21 protein-coding genes and 3 pseudogenes are annotated in these 23,912 nt (G+C 46.2%); 19 read left to right on the top strand and 5 right to left on the bottom strand.

Annotation, left to right across the window (positions count from 1 at the left end):
• A partial coding sequence (locus tag QZ331_RS11950) for a S41 family peptidase (RefSeq protein ID WP_294630504.1) occupies positions 1-3,002 on the top strand: 3,002 nt, incomplete at its 5' end.
• A gap of 122 nt (positions 3,003-3,124) precedes the next feature.
• Here the strand turns inward: QZ331_RS11950 and QZ331_RS11945 are convergent.
• Entirely contained in the window at positions 3,125-4,882 is a 1,758-nt protein-coding gene (locus QZ331_RS11945; protein ID WP_294630502.1) for a 1-deoxy-D-xylulose-5-phosphate synthase, read from the bottom strand.
• 231 nt (positions 4,883-5,113) lie between these two features.
• Here QZ331_RS11945 and QZ331_RS11940 point away from each other — a divergent pair, with 231 nt between their 5' ends.
• From QZ331_RS11940 to QZ331_RS11925, 4 genes are all read left to right on the top strand, one after another.
• Positions 5,114-6,241: an OmpA family protein gene (locus QZ331_RS11940; protein ID WP_294630500.1), complete on the top strand. Its 1,128-nt coding sequence runs from the start codon at positions 5,114-5,116 to the stop codon at positions 6,239-6,241.
• A 52-nt stretch (positions 6,242-6,293) separates the two neighbouring features.
• On the top strand, positions 6,294-6,809 hold the full coding sequence (locus tag QZ331_RS11935) for a porin family protein (RefSeq protein ID WP_294630498.1): 516 nt from the start codon (positions 6,294-6,296) through the stop codon (positions 6,807-6,809).
• Between the two features lie 107 nt (positions 6,810-6,916).
• Positions 6,917-7,873 (top strand): manganese catalase family protein, encoded by a 957-nt coding sequence (locus tag QZ331_RS11930; protein ID WP_294630496.1) that lies wholly within the window; start codon positions 6,917-6,919, stop codon positions 7,871-7,873.
• A 269-nt stretch (positions 7,874-8,142) separates the two neighbouring features.
• Positions 8,143-8,439: a YtxH domain-containing protein gene (locus QZ331_RS11925; protein WP_294630506.1), complete on the top strand. Its 297-nt coding sequence runs from the start codon at positions 8,143-8,145 to the stop codon at positions 8,437-8,439.
• An 85-nt stretch (positions 8,440-8,524) separates the two neighbouring features.
• Here QZ331_RS11925 and QZ331_RS11920 read toward each other — a convergent pair whose 3' ends face one another.
• Positions 8,525-8,791: a hypothetical protein gene (locus QZ331_RS11920; RefSeq protein ID WP_294630494.1), complete on the bottom strand. Its 267-nt coding sequence runs from the start codon at positions 8,789-8,791 to the stop codon at positions 8,525-8,527.
• Positions 8,792-9,049: 258 nt separating this feature from the next.
• Here QZ331_RS11920 and QZ331_RS11915 point away from each other — a divergent pair, with 258 nt between their 5' ends.
• The 3 genes from QZ331_RS11915 to QZ331_RS11905 all read left to right on the top strand — a co-directional run bounded on the left by QZ331_RS11915 (position 9,050) and on the right by QZ331_RS11905 (position 9,962).
• A complete protein-coding gene (locus tag QZ331_RS11915; RefSeq protein ID WP_294630493.1) occupies positions 9,050-9,310 on the top strand; it encodes a GlsB/YeaQ/YmgE family stress response membrane protein in 261 nt (86 codons plus the stop codon).
• A gap of 30 nt (positions 9,311-9,340) precedes the next feature.
• Positions 9,341-9,637, top strand: coding sequence for a YtxH domain-containing protein (locus tag QZ331_RS11910; protein WP_294630491.1), 297 nt, complete (start codon positions 9,341-9,343; stop codon positions 9,635-9,637).
• 136 nt (positions 9,638-9,773) lie between these two features.
• Positions 9,774-9,962: a hypothetical protein gene (locus QZ331_RS11905; RefSeq protein WP_294630490.1), complete on the top strand. Its 189-nt coding sequence runs from the start codon at positions 9,774-9,776 to the stop codon at positions 9,960-9,962.
• A gap of 85 nt (positions 9,963-10,047) precedes the next feature.
• Here the strand turns inward: QZ331_RS11905 and QZ331_RS11900 are convergent, their stop codons facing one another.
• Positions 10,048-10,980: a YihY/virulence factor BrkB family protein gene (locus tag QZ331_RS11900; RefSeq protein WP_294630488.1), complete on the bottom strand. Its 933-nt coding sequence runs from the start codon at positions 10,978-10,980 to the stop codon at positions 10,048-10,050.
• Positions 10,981-11,171: 191 nt separating this feature from the next.
• Here QZ331_RS11900 and QZ331_RS11895 point away from each other — a divergent pair, with 191 nt between their 5' ends.
• From QZ331_RS11895 to QZ331_RS11855, 9 genes are all read left to right on the top strand, one after another.
• Entirely contained in the window at positions 11,172-11,363 is a 192-nt protein-coding gene (locus QZ331_RS11895) for a hypothetical protein (protein ID WP_294630486.1), read from the top strand.
• A gap of 160 nt (positions 11,364-11,523) precedes the next feature.
• On the top strand, positions 11,524-12,651 hold the full coding sequence (locus QZ331_RS11890; protein ID WP_294630484.1) for an OmpA family protein: 1,128 nt from the start codon (positions 11,524-11,526) through the stop codon (positions 12,649-12,651).
• A 152-nt stretch (positions 12,652-12,803) separates the two neighbouring features.
• Entirely contained in the window at positions 12,804-13,877 is a 1,074-nt protein-coding gene (locus QZ331_RS11885) for an STM4015 family protein (protein ID WP_294630482.1), read from the top strand.
• A 6-nt stretch (positions 13,878-13,883) separates the two neighbouring features.
• Positions 13,884-14,894 (top strand): STM4014 family protein, encoded by a 1,011-nt coding sequence (locus QZ331_RS11880; protein WP_294630480.1) that lies wholly within the window; start codon positions 13,884-13,886, stop codon positions 14,892-14,894.
• Positions 14,881-15,735, top strand: coding sequence for an STM4013/SEN3800 family hydrolase (locus QZ331_RS11875; RefSeq protein ID WP_294630478.1), 855 nt, complete (start codon positions 14,881-14,883; stop codon positions 15,733-15,735). Before QZ331_RS11880 ends, QZ331_RS11875 begins: the two co-directional genes overlap by 14 nt.
• Complete coding sequence (locus QZ331_RS11870) at positions 15,732-17,006, top strand: STM4012 family radical SAM protein (RefSeq protein ID WP_294630477.1); 1,275 nt, start codon at positions 15,732-15,734, stop codon at positions 17,004-17,006. The genes QZ331_RS11875 and QZ331_RS11870 overlap by 4 nt, the downstream gene beginning before the upstream one ends.
• Positions 17,007-17,039: 33 nt before the next feature.
• Complete coding sequence (locus QZ331_RS11865; RefSeq protein ID WP_294630476.1) at positions 17,040-18,572, top strand: STM4011 family radical SAM protein; 1,533 nt, start codon at positions 17,040-17,042, stop codon at positions 18,570-18,572.
• Positions 18,573-18,889: 317 nt separating this feature from the next.
• Positions 18,890-19,288 carry a hypothetical protein gene (locus QZ331_RS11860; RefSeq protein ID WP_294630474.1) on the top strand — a complete coding sequence of 133 codons (399 nt, stop codon included), beginning with the start codon at positions 18,890-18,892 and terminating at the stop codon, positions 19,286-19,288.
• A 39-nt stretch (positions 19,289-19,327) separates the two neighbouring features.
• Positions 19,328-20,242 carry an Rpn family recombination-promoting nuclease/putative transposase gene (locus QZ331_RS11855; protein WP_294630472.1) on the top strand — a complete coding sequence of 305 codons (915 nt, stop codon included), beginning with the start codon at positions 19,328-19,330 and terminating at the stop codon, positions 20,240-20,242.
• A gap of 65 nt (positions 20,243-20,307) precedes the next feature.
• Here the strand turns inward: QZ331_RS11855 and QZ331_RS11850 are convergent.
• Together QZ331_RS11850 and QZ331_RS11845 are read right to left on the bottom strand one after the other, a co-directional pair.
• Positions 20,308-20,445 (bottom strand): annotated as a pseudogene (locus tag QZ331_RS11850) (DUF3737 family protein); the annotation flags it as partial.
• Between the two features lie 101 nt (positions 20,446-20,546).
• Complete coding sequence (locus QZ331_RS11845; RefSeq protein ID WP_294630470.1) at positions 20,547-21,608, bottom strand: alpha/beta hydrolase; 1,062 nt, start codon at positions 21,606-21,608, stop codon at positions 20,547-20,549.
• 237 nt (positions 21,609-21,845) lie between these two features.
• On the opposite strand from QZ331_RS11845, the pseudogene QZ331_RS14460 reads away from it, so the two are divergent.
• Positions 21,846-22,752, top strand: a pseudogene (locus QZ331_RS14460) (helix-turn-helix transcriptional regulator).
• Positions 22,753-22,760: 8 nt separating this feature from the next.
• A pseudogene (locus tag QZ331_RS11830) lies at positions 22,761-23,671 on the top strand (AraC family transcriptional regulator).
• Positions 23,672-23,912: the final 241 nt, after the last annotated feature.

Here is a 23,912-nt window from a genome sequence, read left to right as displayed (position 1 = left end):
ACTTCGACCTCTACATCATGCCGTCCGACGGAGGAGCCGCCCGTAGGCTGACGTATCATTCCGCATCGGAGATACCCTCCGCGTTTACTCCCGACGGAAAGTATGTGCTTTTCTCGGCCGCCATCCAAGACCCCGCAAGCAGTGCCTTGTTTCCTACGGGAGCATTGACGGAGCTGTATAGAGTGCCCGTAGGCGGAGGACGTACCGAACAAGTGCTGGCTACTCCCGCCGAGTGGGTTTGCTTCGACAAATCCGGTAAAAAGTTTATCTACCAAGACCGTAAAGGCTTTGAGGACGAATGGAGAAAGCACCACACTTCTTCCATCACCCGTGATGTATGGATGTATGATGCATCGTCCGGAAAGCATACCAACCTGACGAACAGGGAAGGGGAGGATCGCAATCCGGTGTATGCGCCCGACGGCACATCGGTCTATTTCCTAAGCGAACGTAATGGCGGCACGTTCAATGTATATAGCTTTTCGCTGAATGCTCCGCAAACGGTCAAAGCAGTCACCGCGTTCCGCACGCATCCGATACGCTTCCTCTCCATCAGCGACAAGGGAACCTTATGCTACACATACGACGGAGAACTTTATACGCAGGAGATGAATGCCCGTCCGAAGAAAGTAAGCGTCGAACTTGTCCGCGACGACGAGAAGGAAATCGCTTCGCTACGGTTCTCGCAAGGCGCGACTTCCGCATCCGTGTCTCCCGACGGTAAGCAGGTTGCTTTCATCGTGCGTGGTGATGTATTTGTCACTTCGACAGATTACCCGACAACCAGGCAAATCACCAATACCCCCGGAAAAGAGGCTGCCGTATCTTTTGCGCCGGACAACCGTACACTGGTCTACGCCAGCGAACGGACAGGCAACTGGCAGCTTTACACCGCCAAGATAGTCCGCAAGGAAGAGGCCAACTTCGCCAATGCAACCCTTATCGAAGAAGAAGTGCTACTGCCCTCCAAAAACGTGGAACGCGCTTACCCGCAATACTCTCCCGACGGTAAGGAACTCGCTTTCATCGAAGACCGCACCCGACTGATGGTGCTCGACCTGAAAACGAAGAAAGTGCGCCAGGTGACGGACGGTTCTCTGTGGTACAGCACCGGAGGAGGATTCGACTACGAATGGTCTCCCGATGGCAAATGGTTTACTCTCTCCTTTATCGGCAACCGCCACGACCCTTATTCGGACGTAGGTATTGTCAGCGCACAAGGCGGTGCCATCACCAACCTCACTAACAGCGGATATGCCAGTGGTGCTCCGTGCTGGGTATTGGACGGAAACGCCATTCTTTTCCAGACCGAACGTTACGGTATGCGTGCGCACGCCTCATGGGGTTCGCAACAGGACGTGATGCTGGTGTTCCTCAATCAGGATGCTTACGACCGTTATCGGCTGAGTAAGGAAGACTTTGAGTTGCTCAAAGAGCTGGAAAAGGAGCAGAAGAAAGCGAAAGCCGATGATGATAAGAAGAATAAAAAGGAAAAAGCCGACAAGGAAAAGGCAGCCGAAGAGAAAACAGAAAAGAAGGAGATTGTGGTAGAACTTGCCGGTATTGAAGACCGCATCATCCGCCTTACGCCCAACTCTTCCGACCTGGGCAGCGCCATCTTGTCGAAAGACGGGGAGAACCTCTATTACTTCTCGGCCTTTGAGGGCGGCTATGACCTTTGGAAGATGAACCTTCGTGAAAAAGACACGAAGCGTCTGCACAAACTTAACGCCGGATGGGTGTCGTTGATGCTGGACAAGAAAGGGGATATTTTCCTGTTGGGCGGACGTAATATGCAGCGAATGGATGCGAAGTCGGATGCGTTGAAATCAATCAGTTACCAGGCTGAGATGAAAATGGACTTAGCAGCCGAACGCGAAGCGATGTTCGACCACGTGTACAAGCAGCAGCAAAAACGTTTCTACAACCTGAATATGCATGGCATCGACTGGGACGCCATGACGGCTGCCTACCGTAAGTTCCTGCCCCACATCGGCAATAACTACGACTTTGCCGAGTTGCTGAGCGAGTGGCTGGGCGAACTGAATGTGTCGCATACCGGCGGACGTTATTCTCCGAGAGGTGGCGGAGAGGCGACCTCCAACTTGGGCTTGCTCTTCGACTGGGAATATCAGGGAAAAGGGATGAAGATAGCCGAGGTGGTGGAGAAAGGTCCCTTCGACCATTCGCGCACTAAAGTCAAGGCTGGTTGCATCATCGAGAAGATTAACGGCGAGGAGTTGGTGCCCGACAAGGACATCACGGCTCTGCTGAACGGCAAGGCCGGAAAGAAAACATTGGTTTCATTGTACGACCCGCAGAACAAGGAACGCTGGGATGAGGTGGTGATGCCCATTAGCGCCGGACGGCTCAATAACCTCTTATATACGCGTTGGGTGAAACAGCGTGCCGCCGATGTAGAGAAGTGGTCGGACGGCAGATTAGGATATGTGCATATACAGTCGATGGGAGACGGAAGTTTCCGTACGGTCTACTCGGACATCTTGGGCAAATACAACCACTGCGACGGAATTGTGATTGATACCCGCTTCAATGGCGGCGGACGTCTGCACGAAGATATCGAGGTGCTTTTCAGTGGGCAGAAATACTTTACGCAGGTGGTGCGCGGACGCGAAGCGTGCGATATGCCGAGCCGTCGCTGGAACAAACCCTCCATCATGGTGCAGTGCGAAGCCAACTATTCCAACGCACACGGCACGCCGTGGGTGTACAAGCACCGCAAGATAGGAAAATTGGTGGGTATGCCCGTGCCGGGAACCATGACAAGTGTATCTTGGGAAACGCTTCAAGACCCTTCGCTGGTATTTGGTATTCCGGTCATCGGATATCGTCTGCCGGATGGAAGTTATCTCGAAAACAGCCAGTTGGAGCCTGATGTCAAGGTAGCCAACAACCCCGAAACAGTGGTGAAAGGGGAGGATATACAACTGAAAACGGCTGTTGAGGAGCTATTGAAAGAGATAGGAAGCCGGAAGAAGTAAGATGATATAAACAGCTGGTAGAAAAAGAAAAACCGTTTCTTTGGGGAGATTGCAGAGAGGTCTCTTTCCGAAGAAACGGTTTTTATTATGCGTTATTTGAAGATATGCTTTTGGGTCGCATACTACTGGTTTATATTCATCACGTCTTCCACAATCTGTTCGTCCGTCAGGCGATTGGCGCGAAGCAGCTCTTCTAAGTCATAGCGGTCTACAAACTCTTTCTTCGCTCCATAAGTGAGTACTTTCATATCGCTGGCGCCGTAATAGCGGGCAATCTTCTCACCGAAACCGCCGTCCAGCACGCCGTCTTCCAGGGTAATCACTAACTGGTGGTCGGCCTTCAGCTCCTCCATCAGTTCCTTGTCGATGCCGGTGATATATCGGGGATTGATAAGCGTTGCATCGATGCCTGCTTTTTCTTTCAGCAGCGACAGTACCGACTGTCCCAATCCGAAGAACGAACCTAACGCAAGAATCGCCACTTTCGAACCGCGATGAACCACTTTATAACGGTTGAGAACATCGTAATCGGTATCCACAGGTTCGCCGTAACTTGTCACTTCCGTTGCAGGCACACGGATAGCCACCGGATGCTCGTTCTGATGGATGCTCCATTCCAACATTGCAAGATACTCCTCTTTACAGGTAGGAGCCAAATAAATCATATTCGGAATGTTGGCAATAAGCGGAATGTCGAAGAAACAGAGATGAGTGACATCGTTCATACCCGACAATGTTCCTCCAAAGACCAATAGGACTGCCGGATTGTTGTTGATACAGAGGTCTTGCGAAAGCTGGTCGTAAGAGCGTTGGATAAACGTGCTATATACTCCGTAGACGGGTTTTCCGCCATTGGCAGCAATACCCGAAGCCAATGCCACGGCGTGTTCTTCGGCAATGCCCACATCTACAAACTGCTTGCCTGCTTCCTGCCGGCGGTCGGGAGTGAATCCGAGAACGGCAGGAGTGCCCGAAGTGATTGTTACCACACGCTTGTCCTCTTTCATCTTTTTCAGCAGATACCGAGCGGTGATTTCGCTATAATCTTCCGCATCGTCGGTAGACTTCGGCTCTCCGTTTTCTATATGGAACGGAGGGAGCCAGTGGAAAGTCTCCTTGTTCCGTTCGGCAGGTTCGTATCCTTTCCCTTTCAGCGTATTGATATGTACCACTATCGGATGTCCGATATCCTTCACCTGCGCGAAAGCCTTTACCAATGCTTCCACATTGTTGCCGTCGTTCACGTACATATAGTCCAGCCCCATTGCCTTGAAGAAATTACACTCGCACCGGCCGTTGCTGTCGCGCAACTCTTTCAGATTCTTGTACAGGCCGCCGTGATTCTCGGCAATAGACATCTGATTGTCGTTGACTACGATAATCATGTTGGTGCCGAGTTCCGCCACATAGTCCAATCCTTCGAATGCTTCGCCGCCGCTTAAAGAACCGTCGCCTATCACGGCAATGATATTCTCATTGCCACAGGTCAGGTCGCGTCCCTTCGCCAAGCCGCTGGCAAGGCTGACGGAGGTGGAAGTATGGCCGATAACAAAGAAGTCGTGCTTGCTTTCCTGGGGTTCGGAATAGCCGGAAACGTTGTCATACTGAGCCGGATAGAGGAAGGCCTCTTTTCGCCCCGTCAACATTTTGTGCGCATAGCTCTGATGCGATACGTCGAATACGATTTTGTCGGTGGGCGAATTGAATACATAATGCAGGGCGATGGTTGCTTCCACCATTCCGAAGTTGGGGCCGAAATGTCCGCCGTGTTCACTCAGCTTTTTCAGGAGCGCCGCTCTGATTTCATCGCTTAATACATGGAGTTCCTCGAACGACAACTTCTTTACGTCTGCCGGAGAATAGATGTTTTCTAAATACATATCAATTTGTTTTTTATGTTTATATCCGTCGTTTTTATACGGTTGCAAAGATACTACCTATTGGGGAGTTAGCTTGTATATGGATTACAGATTATTTTACCTGTATTACAGACTGTGGAAAAAAGATAAATATATGTTAATACAGGACGCATACTACGAACTAATTTTTTTTAGGATATGTTCTCTTCGTGTGGATGAAAATAAAACGTCACATTTAAATTATATTCTATTATGAAAAAGTCTATTATTTTATTAGCTTGTGTCTTGGGTACAGTTTCAGCAAAAGCCCAGACGGTGACCGAAAGTACTAAGTTTACGGATAATTGGTCGGTGGGAATCAATACCGGTGCGGTGACTCCACTTACCCACAGTGCTTTCTTTAAAAGTATGCGTCCTGCTTTCGGAGTAAGATTCTCGAAACAGTTGACCCCTAACTTCGGCTTGGGATTTCAGGGAATGGGGTATGTCAATACCACTCAAAGTAAGACTGCTTTCGACGCTTCCGATGTCAGTGTATTGGCTAAAGTCAATCTGATGAATCTTTTCGGCAGTTATCTTGGTGCTCCCCGCGTCTTTGAGATTGAAGCCGTGACCGGTGTGGGATGGTTGCATTACTACATGAATGGCGACGGAGATATTAACTCCTGGTCTACCCGCTTCGGAATGAACTTCAATTTTAATATGGGCGAAGCCAAAGCATGGACATTAGGTATTAAACCTGCCGTTGTGTACGATATGCAGGGAGATTTCAACCGCGCGAAGAGTCGCTTCAATGCCAACCATGCCGCTTTTGAAATTACTGCCGGACTGACCTATCACTTTGCTACGAGCAACGGAACCTATTACTTCAACAAAGTGAAAGCCTACAATCAGGCGGAAATTGATGATTTGAATTCGTCTATCAATGCACTTCGCGGAGAGGTAGACGCCCGCAACAGCGAATTGAACAACGCTAACCGGCAAATCAACGGATTGCAACAAGAACTGAACGACTGCCGCACCAAAGCGGTTCCGGTGGAAACGGTGACAAAGACTTCACGCATCCCCGAATCAATCGTTACTTTCCGGCAAGGACGTTCCTCTGTCGATGCTTCGCAACTTCCGAATGTGGAACGTGTAGCTTCGTATATGAATAAACATCCGGAGACGAAAGTTCTTATTAAAGGATATGCTTCGCCCGAAGGCAGTGTCGAACTCAACGCCCGACTGGCTGCTGCTCGTGCCGAAGCCGTAAAGACCATCCTGACGAAAAAATACAGAATCGCAGCAAACCGTATTACAGCCGAAGGCCAGGGCGTGGGCGATATGTTTACCGAACCTGACTGGAACCGCGTAAGTATCTGTACGATTGAAGAGTAACTACGGACGAATGTTGTCGATGAAATATATTAATTAACTAAATACCTTGATTATGAAAAAGTTTTTATTATTGATTTTGGTCGCAATGACCGCTTTCGGCGTGAACGCCCAAACAAAAAAAGGTGAGGCCTCTGTCATGGGAAGCCTCGGTTACCAAACGAATTACGAACGATTCGGCTTGCAGGCACAGGGACGCTATGCGATAGCCAACAATCTGAGAATAGCGCCCGACCTTACATTCTTCTTCCCTAAGGACAAAGCAACAGGGCTGGATGTGAACGTCAACTTCCATTATGTATTTAATTTCAGTAGAGACGGACAAGGATTCTCTGTTTATCCGCTTGCGGGAATCGGAATGCAGAACAATTTTTACGGAAAACAGGATGTTGTGGTAGATGGAGTGACTACGAAAGTAGACAGAAGCAATTCCACGAAGTTTGCTTTCAATCTCGGTGGGGGTATAACACTGCCTTTGTCTGAACGCAGTTTCTTGAATGCGGAAGCTAAGTTTATGTTTGCCCAGGAAGATAACGTGGTTATCATGTTGGGTTATGGCTATAAATTCTGATTCTTGTGGTGTGCCGGAAGGTATTTATACAATCCGGCATTCACGATATGATATTTTTTAGATGTACATCTTAACTAACCTGAATTATTAACTAAAAAAAATCGATTATGTTTTATCATGTAAAAGATTTGCAATTTAATGCTCGTGTCTCCCGGCCCGATCCGCGCTTTGCACGTATACTGCTCGAAGCATTCGGCGGAGCCAATGGAGAGTTGACGTCAGCTTTACAGTATTTTGTGCAGGCTTTCAGTTGCCGCAATCCGTTTCCGGACAAGTATGATATGCTGATGGACATCGCTACCGAAGAGTTGGCTCACCTCGAAATAGTGGGAGCTACTATTCAGATGCTTCTCGGTCCTGTAAACGGTGAGATGAAGGATGCTGTCGATACGATGGAAATCCGTAAGTTGATGGATGGTAAGTCCGCTAAAGAAGAGTTTATCCAACAAGCCTTTAGCAACCCGCAGAGTGTAGTAATATCTTGTGGTAGCCCTATGCTGACGGATAGCAACGGCAACCCGTGGTGCGGAAGCTACGTATCTGCCAATGCGGAACTCACGGTAGACCTCCAGACCAATATGGCAAACGAATGTCGTGCCAAGTTAGGATACGAAGGACTGCTGAAGTTCACCGAAGACCCTTCTGTGAGGGAGACGCTGATTTTCCTGATGACGCGTGAAGTAACCCACTTTCAGCAATTTGAAGCGGCACTCAACACTATCCAGCCGAATTTCCCGCCCGGAGTATTGCAGACTTCTCCCAAGTACAGTAACCTTTATTTCGACTTCTCGAAAGGAGAGGATTACCGTGGCCCGTGGAATGAAGGCAAAAGCTCAAGGCTGAAAGAGGAATGGCAGTATATTGAGAACCCTTTGGAAGAAGTGAGAAGAACAAACGGACTCGTAGACCGACAACCGCAAGGAACCGACCGCACGGAAGAACAAGTTGCCCAAAAAGACAAACAGTTGTCCGAAGAGCGCAGCAAGGAAGTACTTTCGGCAACTCCTGAAAAGGATATGAGCTGGTGTGGCTGTCAGAAAACGGAAAAAGGCTGTAAAAAATAGACGGCTGTTTATAATATAGTTTTAACTTTTTAAATTTTTGTGTTATGAATAAGAAAATTGAAAAAAAACAGGAAGCAAAGAGTACCAAGAAGGAAACTCATGCAAAAGAAAGCAAATGTGCAACTTCCGGCAAAAAGTCGGATAAAAAGTAAGGCTTTCGATTTTTGAATCAAGTTCATGATTTTATTTCCGGCGAAAGAAGTTCGGAAACCTTTCGCCGGAATTTTTGATTTTATTTTGTAAACTAACTAATTTGAGAGAATATGAAAATGAGAAAATTTATGTTTGCGACTTTGGTGTTGGCAGGCACAGCATTATTGACTATGACATCTTGCAGGGATAAAAGAACGCAGGACAGGGTTAACAACCGGATTGAAAATGCGAAGGAATCTACAGACAGAGCACTTGATAAGGCTTCTGACAAAATAGAAGCGGGAGCAGATAGTGTGAAAGAAGCTTGGAAAGAAACCAAAGAGCAGGTGAAAGAAGGCGCTGATAAAGCTAAGAAGGAAGTAAATGAAGGCTACGATAATGTGAAAAAGGAAGTGAAAAAGGCACTCGATTGAGCTTTGTTGAACCATGTTTCATATACCGAAAACATTGTGCCGACATTATATTGCCTTCGGAAAGGACAGTAATCATTCTGTCCTTTCATTTATTGGTTTCCAGTTTTTGTAATTCTGATTTGTATTGATTCAGATACCAGCAGTTCCCGTCACATATTTTCTTGGTCAACCTTCCGAAGAGGGAACGGGTCATGCATCTGTTGCCAAACAGTTTGTTGCAACGCAGCCTGTATGCTTCAATGGCCAATGCTCTTTCGGTCATACATCCTTTGGCGTATGCGTCCGCACACATTTTATGTATGTTTTCACATTCGGTTTGGCCTGTAAGAAATAAATTATCGCTATTTTTCATATTCCGGTATTTTTAATGTTTTATATCAAGTAAAACATATTGTGGAATGCAGAGGTTTAGATGGAGCGTTTAATCATTCTTAATATTGTCCATAATGCTGCTAAAATATGGTAAATATAAAATATGTGTTAAAATATTGGCTTAAACAGGAACTAAATGATATCGGAAGGCGTTTTTTAATAAAACGAAGATTTTATTATAACAAAGACTTATAGTAAACTTTTTTGAAACTTATATATAAACCTAAATTCTTTAATTATGAGTGTTATTTGGTATATTATCATTGGTATTGTTGCCGGTTTTCTAGCCGGAAAGATTATGAGAGGCGGAGGTTTCGGCCTTTTGATTAATCTCGTTGTAGGTATTATTGGCGGTCTTTTGGGCGGCTGGGTATTCGGTGTGCTGGGTATCGCTGCGGGCGGTATTTTAGGCAGTCTTATCACTTCGGTTGTGGGTGCTGTGTTGTTATTATGGATTCTGTCTTTGTTTAGAAAACACCCCAGAAACGAAGAACTTTGATTTATTAACTTTTAAAACTTAAACTTCATTATGGAAAGAGGAAAATCTGATTTTCTTATCGGGCTGGGAGTCGGTTCGGTAATTGGTGCACTGGTCTATCGTTTTTGGTGTTCACCTAAAGGAAAGTGTGTGAAAGAAAAAGTAAATCATGCATTTCAGAAAGTGACCGGAGATGGTTCTAACTTGATTGACACGGTAAATGACAAGGTATTGGATGCCGGGACAAAAGTAGCTGACAAAGTAGCCGACGGAACCTTTTATGTTGCCGAAAAGGCGGACGATGTAAGAGAGAAAGTCCACGCTATGGTAGATAAAAATAAAAAATAGTTAGGAGGTGTTGTTTTGCAATGGGAGGATAGTGTAAATGAAAGCTATTCTCCCATTGTACTATTTGCCGGTTGGGAAATAGCAGTGACGACAACTAAAGATATTCTGAACGATTAACCATTAAAACAAATTGATTATGAAAGCTAATAGTTTCAATTTATGGCTTCGGCTGACAGCAAGCTCCATTATTGGTGCGATAGTATATCATTTTTCATCAGGTCGGAAAACCGAAAGACTGAGAAAGATGGCGCGTATGAGAAACCAGCTAAAAGAGAGTGGAAAGAAGGGTGAGATATATACGCTTTCTGCCAATGCGAGAAGATAAATTGGTTGTTTCTCCGTCACCAGTTTCAGATAGATTACAAAACAAAGAGTGCTACTGAAACTGGTGACCAATATTTAAGCCAGCCCTATGTAATGGGCTTGTTCTCTTCACGTATTTCAATGACTTTTGTAGCCACAGCATACTCGTCCGGAAAAATCTTTCCCCCTAATTCATTGGCCCAGGCTTTTGTAAATTCCGCTCCCGTATAAATAATGATGGCCGAGTAATAAATCCATGTGATGAAAATAGCCATAAATGCTGCTGCTCCATACACCGTTTCGATGTTGGCAAATCCGATATAAAAGGATATTCCCCATTGCCCTGTCAATAATAGCACGGTAGTGACAAGTGCTCCTATAAATACATCCTTACTTTTGATTTTAGCATCCGGCAGTATCTTGAATATAAGGGTGAAGATGACGGTAGTTACACCTATATTAATCATCATTCCTATGGTCTTTACCAAAGATTCTGCCACATCCGGATTGTTGGTGATGAATTTGTTGCTTACTTCTGTGATTAGATTGGTGATGGTGAATGTAATCAGCAGCATAAAAGCAAACACAAGGATGATGGAGAAAGACAACAATCTGTTTTGAATATATTTGAGCCAACCTTTCTTCGGTACGGCTTTTATTCCCCAAATAGTGTTCAGTGAACCCTGTATTTCCGCGAAAATCGTGGTGGCTCCGAATATGGTGACACCTATGCTGAGGATTGTGGCAAATGAAAACGAATCGGTTGTTTCGGCATTCTCCATGATTGCCTGGAGCGCGTCGATGACTTTAGACCCGACAACCGGTTCCAACTGGGCATATAACTGATTGGTGAAATCGACATTGAGTAATACTCCGATAGTAATAAGGAGTGAGAGCAAGGGAATGGTTGAGAAAAGAGTTGCGTAAGCCAATGATGCACTCAATCTCATGACGTTGTCGTCAATAAATCCTTGAAACGTATCTTTTATGATTTTGACAGATACGGATAATTTCTTTTTGCTTTGAGTTAAGATTTTCATTTGATGTTTTTCTTTATTCTAACGAACATTGTAATTTATTTGTTCGGCTATGAATGTCAAAAACAGCTTTTCCGGGTTTGCATACCTGCATTATGTGTTAAAAGACAATTGTCGGCAAACCAATATTTGCTTTCTTTTGTTTACCTGTTGAAATGTGATTTTCAAACTATTATTAATGAAATTGTATGTTTATGGTCGGATTTGTAATTTGGGTGGTCGGTTTCGTACTGACCATTAAGGCGGCTCTCGAAATAGGGCGCCTTCATGCTCCCTGGGAAAAGAAACTGTTGGCTATTGTAGTGATTCTTCTTACCAGTTGGGTAGGATTGTTCTTCTATTATTTCTACGGAAGAAGCCGCATGGCGGGTTGGCTGAGTGAATAGATGTTAATTGTTCGGTAGGAATATGAACTAACGCTTCGTGCGATATGTTGTTTAGCATAAATAACGAACTTAATTATGAACTAAAGAGTTAGACAATGGAACACGTAAAGCATTTCTAATGATTTATCGTCAAAACATTACAGTTTAAAAACATTTGATTATGAAAAAATCTATTATTTTAGCAGCTTTAGCATTGGGTACACTTACAGCAAACGCCCAATCGGTAGTGGAAGGAACGAAGTTTGCCGATAACTGGTCGGTTGAGATGAAGGCGGGCGCCATCACTCCGCTTACACACAGTGCATTCTTCAAGAGTATGCGTCCCGGTTTCGGAATCGGGCTTTCCAAACAATTGACTCCCGTTTTCGGATTGGGATTTCAGGGGATGGGATATGTTAACACCACATCCAGTAAAACGGCGTTCGATGCTTCGGATGTCAGCGTGTTGGGTAAGGTCAATTTGATGAACCTGTTTGGCTCCTACTTGGGGCAGCCGCGTGTCTTTGAGATGGAGGCGGTGGCCGGAGTGGGTTGGTTGCATTACTACATGAATGGCGCGGGCGACACTAACTCGTGGTCTACCCGTTTGGGAATGAATTTCAATTTCAATTTGGGCGAGAGCAAGGCTTGGACGCTGGGCATCAAACCCGCCATTGTGTACGATATGCAGGGCGACTTCAACCGGGCGAAGAGTCGCTTCAACGCCAACAACGCCGCTTTTGAAGTGACAGCCGGACTGACTTACCACTTTATGACAAGTAACGGAACGCACCACTTTGCCAAAGTGAAAGCCTACAATCAGGCTGAAATCGATGATTTGAACTCTTCCATCAATGCTCTCCGTTCCGAAGTGAACAACAAGGATGGAGCGTTGAGTTCTGCCAGCCGCCAGATTGACGGATTGCAGAAAGAACTGGAAGAGTGCCGCACAAAGGTTGTTCCTGTGGAGAAGGTAGTCAATACTGCCCGCGTTCCGGAATCTATCGTTACTTTCAGACAAGGCCGTTCGTCGGTAGATGCGTCGCAGTTGCCCAATGTGGAACGTGTAGCTTCTTATATGAAGAAACATCCGGATACAAAGGTGATTATCAAAGGATACGCTTCTCCGGAAGGTAGTGTGGAAGTCAATGCAAGAATAGCTGCCGCACGTGCGGAAGCTGTCAAGACCATCTTGGTCAATAAATACAAAATCAACGCTTCGCGCATCACAGCCGAAGGTCAGGGCGTAGGCGATATGTTTACCGAACCGGACTGGAATCGTGTAAGTATATGTACGATTGAAGATTAATACAGAAGTATAGAAACTGCCAATCGAGGGCTGCTCCGAAAAGAAATGGGGTAGCCCTTTGTGTGATGGTGAAAAAATAATTATTTTTGCAGATGTTGTTCATGCGTTGTTGCGCTTTGAATGGGAAAATATCAACCATAAAATAAAGTATTATGAAAAGAGTTTTCGTGTTTCAAGACTTTAAGTCGCAGAAGTTCTGGAGTATAGATGTACAGGGAACAGACGTTGTCGTTAATTACGGTAAGTTGGGAACTGAAGGGCAGACCCAGGTGAAAAACTACCCGACTGTTGAAGAGGCCGAAAAAGCCGCCAATAAATTCATTGCGGAGAAAACAAAAAAAGGCTATGTAGAAACAGCAGAAGAAACAGCACGCGAAATGAAAGTGGAAGCTAAGAAATATGCTGTGAGTTACAATGAATACGAAAAAGGTGTCCAGCTATTGGATAAGATTCTGAAAGACAAACATCTGCCCGAATATAAGCAAATCACTGTCGGCTGCTGGGGCTACGAAGGCGAAGACTGCTCTGCCTTATTGGAAGGAATACTTGAACATAAAGATAAGTTTGCCCACCTCGAAGGCTTGTTCTGGGGAGATATGGACTGGGAGGAGCAGGAAATCTCCTGGATTGAACAGACAGACCTTAGTCCCCTGCTTGATGTCCTGCCTAAGCTGAAAGACTTGAAGATAAAAGGAACGAATAACCTTCGCTTGGGGCAGACTTCACGTCCGGAGTTGCGTTCGCTGGAGATTATCAGCGGCGGCCTTCCTACGGAAGTGGTGGAAGATATCCTAAAATCCGATTTCCCGAATCTGGAAAAGTTGGTTCTGTATGCCGGTGTGGAAGACTACGGCTTTGAAGGCGATATCGAAATCTTCCGTCCGCTTTTCTCCAAAGTACGTTTCCCGAAACTGACCTATTTGGGTATTGTGAATGCCGAAGAACAGAACGAGGTTGTAAAGATGTTCTTAGAATCGGATATTCTCCCTCAATTGGAGACGATGGATATTTCGGCAGGTGTCCTCAAAGACGAAGGCGCCCGACTCCTGCTGGACAATGTGGACAAGATTGCCCATTTGAAGTTCATCAATATGCGTTACAACTATTTGAGCCAGGAGATGAAGAAGGAATTGCAGGAACTCCCCATGAAGATAGACATTGCCGAAACGGAAGAGGCCGAAGAATACGACGGTGAAATGTGGTATAGCCCGATGATTACCGAGTAGGAGAGCATGGAAATCATCGTTGTCGGCAACTCTTTGTCCAAGCGTATCGAATACTTTGCCGGAGCAGGCAGGAAGTTACAGACGGAAGTCCGCTTTCTGACTTACGAAGAGTTGTTCAGCCGCCTGCCGTTCTTGCGTCAGGCGGTTGTGAAACTGGAACCGTGGGTGAGCAGCGAAACGGATTTTCTGAAATATGCTCGGCTGAATGAAGCATACAAAGCCGCATTGCAACGGCTGGACGAGGCAGTCTTGCCCGATGGTGTGCACTTTCTGAATCCGCCTCATGCATTGTTGCAGGCACTTGATAAAAAGGAGACCAAGCAGATTTTATCGGCAAAGGCCTTGAATGTAACTCCCATATTGGGTACGCCGCGCTTTTGCGACGAACTGCTGCAAGCTCTTGCCGACTGCGGCAGAGGATGTTTCTTGAAACCCCGTTATGGTTCGGGAGCGGGCGGCATCATGGCAATCCGCTACCGGCCGCATCAGCAGAAATGGGTGGTTTATACTACCTTGCAGGAAGCGGACGGTATCATCCGTAATACAAAACGCATTCACCGTCTGACGAAGGAGAAAGATATTCTTCCCCTGGCGGAAGCCGTCATGCATACCGGAGCTGTGCTGGAAGAGTGGATACCTAAGGAGCAGTGGCAGGGAGAGAATTACGACCTTCGGGTGGTATGCGGAGAAGAGGAGGTTCATTATGTGGTAGTGAGATGCAGCAAGGGGAGTATTACCAACCTGCATCTGAACAATAACCCGCGTCGGTGGGAAGAGCTTGCCTTGCCGGAAGAAGTGCGGCAGCGGATTTACCTCTTATGCAGAAAAGCCGTCCGCGCAATGGGTTTGCAGTATGCCGGAGTGGATGTACTGATAGAAAGAGGTACGGATATACCTTATATTATTGAAGTCAACGGCCAGGGCGACCATATTTACCAGGATATGTATGCCGACAATTCGATTTACATCCGACAGATAAAAACGATAAAAGACAAATATGACCATGCAGATAGATGAACTGCCGGCGGGAGAGCAGAATCGATATCCCGATATGGATATGAACCGCGTGGTGGGAACCCATGATATACTTATGCTTTGCTTCGATACGCTGCGTTACGATGTGAGCAAAGCGGAAGAAGCCGCCGGAGGAACACCGGTGCTGAATAGTCACGGCGGTTTGTGGGAGAAAAGACACGCACCGGGAAACTTTACTTACCCCTCTCATTTTGCCATTTTCGCCGGTTTTCTCCCTTCGCCGGCCGAACCCCACTCTTTGCGTAGCCGTAAATGGCTGTTTTTCCCTGTGCAGGCAGGTACGGGACGTATTCCGCCCGAAGGCAGCTATCCGTTTACGGAAGCCACCTTTGTGCAGAGTCTCGCCCGTGCGGGATATGAGACAATCTGCATAGGCGGTGTGAATTTCTTTAGCAAGCGCAATGAATTGGGACGTGTGTTTCCCGGTTATTTTACCAAAAGCTACTGGCTGCCTGCTTTCGGTTGTACGGTGCCCGACAGTGCGGAAAAGCAGATTGATTTCGCATTGGAGAAACTTGCGGATTATCCTGCGGACAAACGCCTGTTCATGTATATCAATTTCTCCGCCATTCATTATCCCAACTGTCACTATGTGAAAGGCAAAACAAAAGACGATAAAGAATCGCACGCAGCTGCATTGCGGTATGTCGACAGCCAGTTGCCTCGTTTGTTTCAGGCTTTCCGGCGACGTTCCGACACGCTGGTTATCGCCCTTTCCGACCACGGAACCTGCTACGGCGAAGACGGCTACGAGTATCACTGCATATCCCACGAAACCGTCTATACGGTTCCTTACAAACATTTTATACTGACGAAACAATGAATCGACCGCTATCTCGATATGTAGACTATATGTATAGTTATCCGCATAAAACGGCATACCGCCCTTTTCCTGCTCCGCTCTCGCTACTTTCCTACTTGAAACAGGTGGAAGGCAGAAAGGCGTCACTCTATTTTCATATTCCTTTTTGCAGCCATAAATGCGGATATTGCAACCTGTTCTCCCTGCAAACCAACCGTACCGAATCCATCGCCGCCTATCTGGACACTCTCTACAGACAGGCGCAGCAGCTTTCACCGCTCACTGCCGGACTGACGTTTGATGGTTTTGCCATCGGCGGCGGCACTCCGTTGTTGCTGACCGTCGCGCAACTGGAACAGTTGATGGTTACTGCCTCCTTGTTCGGCGTACATCCGTCCCGCACCTTTACCTCCGTAGAGACTTCGCCTGAATATGCAGACCGTCCGCGTCTTGATGTCTTGAAGCGGTCGGGGGTGGCTCGTGTGAGTATCGGCATACAGAGTTTTTTGGATGAAGAACTGAAAGCCCTCAAAAGGCGTCCCCGCCAAAATACCATTTATCGGGCTTTGGAAGAGATTCGCCAAATGGATTTTCCTTGTTTCAATATCGACCTGATTTATGGCATTAAGGGGCAGACGGTGGAAAGTTTCCTCTATTCATTGAAAGAGGCACTCCGTTTCCGACCGAGCGAATTGTTTATTTATCCGCTCTACGTGCGTCGAGGCACAGGGATTACCGAACGCGAACCGGACGATGTATGCTTCCGGATGTATCGCGCCGCCTGCGACCTGCTGCAAGCTGAAGGCTTTCTGCAAACCTCCATGCGGCGTTTTGTCCGTCATCGGCCTACCGGTGCGGAAGTGTCGTGTGGTGATGAAGTAATGCTTTCGTGCGGCTCGGGCGGACGCAGCTATTTGGGTGATTTGCACTATGCTACCCGCTACACGGTGTGCCAGCAATGCATTGCCCGCGAGATAGACGACTACGTGGCAACTACCGATTTCACCGTGGCACGCAACGGATTTCTTCTTTCCGCAGGCGAACAACGGCAGCGTTTCATCATCAAAAACCTGTTGTATTACATGGGGCTTGACAAGGCTGAATATCTCCGGCGTTTTGGAGAGTCGGTTGACCGGATTCCGCTGTTCCGCCAACTGGCGGAACGGCAGTGGACGGAAGAGACTCCCGAACGTATCCGGCTGACTCCCGAAGGGTTGGGCTATTCCGATTATATCGGCCAGTTGTTCATCACTCCCGAAATCAGACAACTGATGGAGACCTATACTTATTGAAGGAAAACCGGATGCATTTAAAATGAAATGACAATGGCAGACGAAGGCTCTTTACTTTCCGTGCGGCGCATCTACTATCGGGGCAAACTGAACAGTTGTAACTATACCTGTTCTTATTGTCCCTTTGGCAAGAAATCGCATCGGCCATCTACCGCGCAGGACCGGCAGGCGTGGAACCGCTTTATTACCGCCATCGAACAATGGAAGGGGGAGACCTTGCAACTGTTTGTCATTCCTTACGGCGAAGCACTCATACATCGCTATTACAGAGAGGGAATCGTGCGGCTTGCCGCTTTGCCGCACGTAGCCGGTATTTCCTGCCAGACGAACCTCTCCTTTCTCGCCGACGAGTGGCTGAGCGAGCTTCGTGCGATTCCGGCGTTGCGGGGCAAGATAAGGATTTGGGCAAGTTTTCATCCGGAAATGACCACCGTAGAAAGGTTTGCCGGTCAACTTCATAGGCTCTGCAAGGAGGGAATACAAGTCTGTGCCGGAGCTGTAGGCAACCCTTCGGCAAAGAATGTACTGAATGAGTTGCGGAAGGCTCTTTCTCCGGAAATCTATCTGTTTATTAATGCCATGCAGGGATTGAAATCTCCGTTGAGCGATGAAGATGTCCGTTTTTTCACCCGGTTGGATAATCTTTTCGAATACGATTTGCACAACGCTCCGGCTCAATGGGAGCATTGCGCATCGGGCAGAACCTCCTGTTTCATCGACTGGAAAGGGAATATCTTTGCCTGTCCTCGAAGCAAGGTGAAGATAGGTAATCTTTATCGGAATCAAACGTTGGATACCTCACTTCCTTGCCGGCGAAAAGTATGCGACTGCTACATTGCATTCAGCAATCTGACCAATCATCCTTTGCGCCGTGTAATGGGCGAAGGCGCTTTTTGGCGGATACCGGACAGGCCTTTGATTACTGCCGTGTTTTTTGATGTGGACGGAACTTTGACCGATACACAGGGAAGAGTCCCCGAAAGTTATGCCGATACCTTGCGATATATGGCGGAGTCCGTTCCGTTATATTTAGCCACCTCTTTATCCGTGGAGCAGGCACGGAGAAAATTGGGGAAGGCTCTTTTCGGCCTATTTAAAGGTGGGGTGTTTGCCGACGGCGGTCTGTTGCTCTACGGCAACGGGCAGCACTTGTGTCTGCCGGTTGAATTGCCGTCGGACATAAACGAAGAATCCGTAAGGATAACGGCTCATAGCTATCAAGGCCAAATCTATAAGTATAGCATATTGATTCGTGACAAAGAGCGGAGGGAAGAGTGCCTTTCCCGTTTTGAGGAGAATTCCTGTCGGATATTTTATAGACCACCCCTTATTGCGGTGACACACCGGCAAGCCGGCAAAAAGAGAGGGGTACTCCAAATCTGTGAAAAGTTGTCCCTTCCTCTCGGACAGGTTTTGGTGGTAGGCAATTCGCTGCACGATTGTGAGATGATGGCTGCGGTGCACCATTCTTGTGCCGTAGTCAACTCCGAACCGCTTTTGAAAGAACGTGCCCGTTATACGCTGAATCCCGACCGTCTGCCCGCTTTCTTCCGTTTCCGGAAATAGGCTTTATTGTTGAGGCTGTGCCTCATCCTTTTTTCAGTTTGTTGGAAGATTCTCTATCGGTTTTTGTTTGCCGTTACCTGCGTGTTGAGAGATGTTTCATCAGGTATTTTTATTTCGTTCCACTATAGTTTCCCGTTCGTTCCACTATAGTGTTCCGCAAGGGAAACTATAGTGTTCTTTGCGTTACACTATAGTGGAACGCAAAAAAGAGTAGGAAAAGGGATAATCTTGGTTAATGCATTTGATAATCTTGCTACTCTGAATGTTTTTACTTACCTTTGTATTTGTCAATACATTATCGACAAAAGTAAAATGTTATGTTTGATTATAAAGAAATAGAACGGACAATCAAAGATAACCATCTTCCGTTTCAGAAAATAGGGGATGTTGATAAAGGGATTTTAATACAAAGGTTGTATGACACATTTGTAATTGGAAATCCTCGTGCATTATGGTTGAGTTTTAAATATGTGCCATATAGTATAGATTGTAACATGGAAGATCCTTATTTTCATCTATTGGATATAATTGACAAAAATATGGTTCTCTATTTCTTTATTGATTATTGGAACCGGGATTTCGTCGTTTATAAAGCAAGAATGTCTGATATACATAGATTTATCGGCGACATGGAACTATATGGTATAACAGACCATGATGATTTGCTTTATATTGACGTGAGGAAAAATGAAATGAAAGTTGATAACGAAGCGTGATAACGCTTACAGCGTTCCCCGCTTAGCCATTAGAGTTTTATGAATAACAATTCCAAACATCAGGTCATCCGTTTCGACTGGGCGATGAAGCGCCTGCTCAGAAACAAGGCAAACTTCAGTGTGCTCGAAGGTCTGCTTACTACATTGTTAGGTGAGAAAATCACTATCCAGCGACTCCTCGAAAGCGAAAGTAATCAGGAAGATGAGTATGACAAGTATAACCGTGTCGATATGCTTGCCGAGAACTCCAAAGGTGAATTGGTGTTGATAGAGGTGCAGAATAATAATGAGTATGCCTACTTCCAGCGTATGTTGTTCGGTACGTCCAAGTTGGTGACCGAGTATATCAACCGGGGAGAAGGATATGACAAGGTACGCAAGGTATATAGCGTCAATATAGTCTACTTCTCGCTGGGACATGGGGCGGACTTCGTTTATCACGGAAAGACGGAGTTCCGAGGAATCCACACCAACGACCTGCTCGAACTTACTCCATTTCAGAAACAGACGTTCAAGGTGGATGCGGTAAGCCAGCTATATCCCGAATACTATATACTGAAGGTAAACGGTTTCAATCAGGTGGCCAAAAGTCCGTTGGAAGAGTGGATTTACTACCTCAATACCGGAGAGATACCTTCTACTGTAACTGCTCCCGGTCTTGAAGAGGCCCGCGAAAGACTGAAACTGGATACAATGACCAAAGATGAATTGGCAGCTTACTATCGCCACTTGGACAATATCGTAATTCTTCGTGACAATATCAATACCGAACGCGAAGAAGGCAGGGCGGAAGGACTCGAAGAGGGTAGAGCGAAAGGACTTGAAGAGGGATTAAATAAAGGTGAAAGAAGAAAAGCCCTGGAAGTTGCCCGTTATTTGAAATCATCCGGCACTTCAATCGATTTGATTATCGGAGCAACCGGATTGACAGAAGAAGAAATAGAGTGCTTATAATGTCAGGCGGTTTTTATATTTTTATTGTAATTGTGTCAACGCCTTGATAACCGCCGAGATGGCGGGCATTCGAACGCTTCGATGTTGCTGCACTCTTTGACGGCCGATTCTCCGGCACGGATAACCACATTCTCCAGCCGTAGGCCGTGAGATTCGAACAAGGGACGTTCGCCCCCGAATTCAGTATCTTTAATAAGTTTCATTTGAAATGTTGTTTTGGTTATTGTTGATTTCAACAGTTACGTTCGCATAGTCCCTTCCGGAAGCAGAAGCATCGGAGCGGCTTCTACTTCCGGTTTGCGATTTATTTCAAGTATTCTTTGAAGAATTCCTCCATTTTATCAAACGGAATGATATCCGTCCGGTCATACAAATCCGTATGCACCGCTCCGGGAATAATCATCAGCTCCTTGTTGCCGCCTTTCAAATTCTTGAAGGCATCCTCGCTGAAATAACGGGAGTGGGCTTTCTCGCCGTGAATGAGCAGTACGGCATGACGGATTTCATCGGCATACCCAAGTATGGGAGCGTTGACGAAAGCAAGTGACGAGGTTTTGTTCCAGCCTATACCAGAGTTGATGGAACGGGGATGATAACCTCGTTTGCTCTTGTAGTAGTCATAATAGTCCTTCATGAATTGCGGTGCGTTTTCGGCAGGCTTCGGATTCATCGCGGTACGGGGATAAATTCCAGTACGATAGTCTTCCGTGCGCTGGGCGTTGAACTCCTGACGCATTTTATAACGTGCATCTGCATTATCGGCGTTATCGAAATAACCGTTTGCCGTGGCACGGCTGATGTCGTACATGGTGGAAGCTACCGTTGCCTTGATGCGTGTGTCGTTGGCTGCCGCGTTGATGGCAAAACCTCCCCATCCACAGATACCGATGATTCCGATACGCCCGGCATCCACATCCGGGCGCGTGGCAAGATAATCCACTGCCGCCGAAAAATCTTCGGTATTGATGTCCGGCGAAGCCACACTGCGCGGTTGTCCGCCACTCTCGCCTGTGAACGAGGGGTCGAAAGCAAGAGTGAGGAAACCTCGTTCGGCAAGCGTTTGGGCATACAGTCCTGACGCCTGTTCCTTCACCGCACCGAACGGGCCGCTAACGGCAATAGCCGGAAGTTTTCCTTCGAAGGTTGTTTTCGGTACATACAGGTCGGCAGCGATCGTGAGGCCGTAACGGTTGACAAAGGTTACTTTGCTGTGGTTTACTTTGTCGCTCTTCGGGAACGTCTTGTCCCATTCCTGCGTCAGATTCAACTGTTCCATCTTCCTGCTGTTTTGAGTGTTTTGTGCCGGGTTTTCCGTCAGACCGAGAAGAAAGAGGAAAACGGCCGTTAAAAAAATAGTCTGTTTCATAACCGATGTGATTTTAATGATTATTGTTTCTTATTTTCTTTCACACCGCAAAATTACACTGGATGGCAGAGGGGCTTGGTAGATGAATTACGGATTGTATAACCTCAATTACTTAAGTTCCGGAAAGAATGGCCTAAATCTGTAGTCAAGGTTATATTATCAGTAATTGAGGTTATTGGATTATCCGTATAATCTTCTAATTTTGTGCGATGAAGAAAATAAGAACATATACAATATATGGATAAGATAATTAACTTGGACAATGTAGGCCGGTATGACCAGTTGTTTGGCCTTGAAACGCTGCATCCGTTCGTCAGTGTGGTCAATCTCAATGAGGCGACCCGCGCGGTGGATACCATACGCCTGAATTATGGCGTATACGCCTTGTTTTTGAAATTGGAAAAAGCGTGTGACATTAAGTACGGTCGCCAGAAGTACGATTACGAAGAAGGGGCCATTGTATGTTTCGCTCCCGGACAGACAGCAGAGACGACACCGACCGTAGGACGCATACAGTCCAATGTCTACGGCATCATCTTCCATCCCGACCTGCTTCGCGGCACGCCATTGAATAAAACAATAAAGGACTACACGTTTTTCTCGTATGAAGTCAATGAAGCGCTGCACGTATCCGAGGAAGAGCAGACCATTATATTGGATTGTCTGAAAATCATCCGGAAAGAACTGGAACATGACATAGACAAACACAGCAAAATACTGATTGCCACATATATTGAGTTATTGCTCAATTACTGTATGCGTTTCTACGAACGCCAGTTTATCACGCGCAGCAAAAGCAACCGGGATGTGCTGACCCGTTTCGAACATCTGCTGGACGAATATTTCGGAGGGGATGCCGCCGAGCGTGACGGGCTGCCTTCCGTGAAATATTTTGCCGACAAATTATGTCTTTCGCCCAATTATTTCGGAGATATGTTCAAGAAAGAGACCGGTAAGACTCCGCAGGAATATATCCAGGAGAAAGTAATCGAAATAGCAAAGGATCGCATATCCGGCACTCAGGCTTACGGTAAGCCGGATAGCTTACTCGTTGGGATTCCAATATCCGCAACACCTGTGCCGTCTGTTCAAGAAACGGGAGGGATGCACACCGAATGAATATCGTGCAAAGATGATTGGCTGAAAAGGCAGATGAAGGAGGAGATGAGAGAAACGTTATACATCAAGAGTGTGTGCGAATGCAACCGTCATTTGGGATGCAAAACACTGCATCCCCAAGTAAGTATCATCAATCTGGAATATCCGGATTTGGAGCAAGGCGCCGTGAAATTCGAGTTTTATGCCGTACTGCTCATTTGAGGAATGTGCTGACGGCTGTTGTTGCTGCGGCCGTAAGTATTACGACTACTCCAATGCTACAATGATATTTCTTAAACCCGGAGAAATTTTTCGTATGAGTGAAGCAGGTGTGTTACCGGATAAGGGATGGCTGTTGGCGTTTCATCCAGATTTGTTGTATCGCACTTCGCTGAAAAATCATATTAAGAACTACACATTCTTTTCCTACAACAAAGAAGAGGCTTTGCATTTGTCACAACGGGAGACTTCCACCGTTATATGTTGCCTTGAAAATATTGAAGAGGAGTTGCATCACTCCATCGACACGCATACCGCAACTATTCTCGCGCGGCATATCGAACTATGCTGGACTATTGCAGCCGTTTCTACGAGCGACAGTTTATCACACGCGAGAATAAGAATAAAACGGTACTCGAAGAACTGGAAAACCTGTTTAATAACTACATTGATTCGGGTCGGTTACGCAACGCACTATTGCCGACATCGGAATATTGCGCCGCAGTGCTGGGACTTTCGGTTCCTTATTTCAACGATTTACTGAAATTCGAGACCGGTAAGAATTTGAATGAATATTTTCAATTGAAACGACTTGAAGTAGCTAAAAGAATGTTACTTAAAACGGAAAATGCCCCTGCTGTCGTTGCGCGACAATTGGGGTATACCAATGTACAGTATTTCAGTTTGCTATTCAAGAAAATTATGGGTATTGCACCTAATATGAATACAGGTGTTCGTTGAATTAGAATAATATTTATTCATTAACTCGGATTTGTTTTCGGTTTTACTGTTTGATTGTGTTTCCATATCGGTAGTTCAATAGATAGGTTGGTATCAACTGTTTTGCTCCGTTGTCATTGGTAGGAGAACTATATAAAAAAGTCCCAAAGTATTATACTTCAGGACTTTTGTATTTAATCTTATATATAAAAAAGCGGTGCGTACGGGACTCGAACCCGTGACCCCATGCGTGACAGGCATGTATTC

Origin of the sequence: uncultured Bacteroides sp., from assembly GCF_910586915.1 — a bacterium.
Classification (GTDB): domain Bacteria; phylum Bacteroidota; class Bacteroidia; order Bacteroidales; family Bacteroidaceae; genus Bacteroides.
This window is presented reverse-complemented; position numbering and strand designations above follow the sequence as displayed.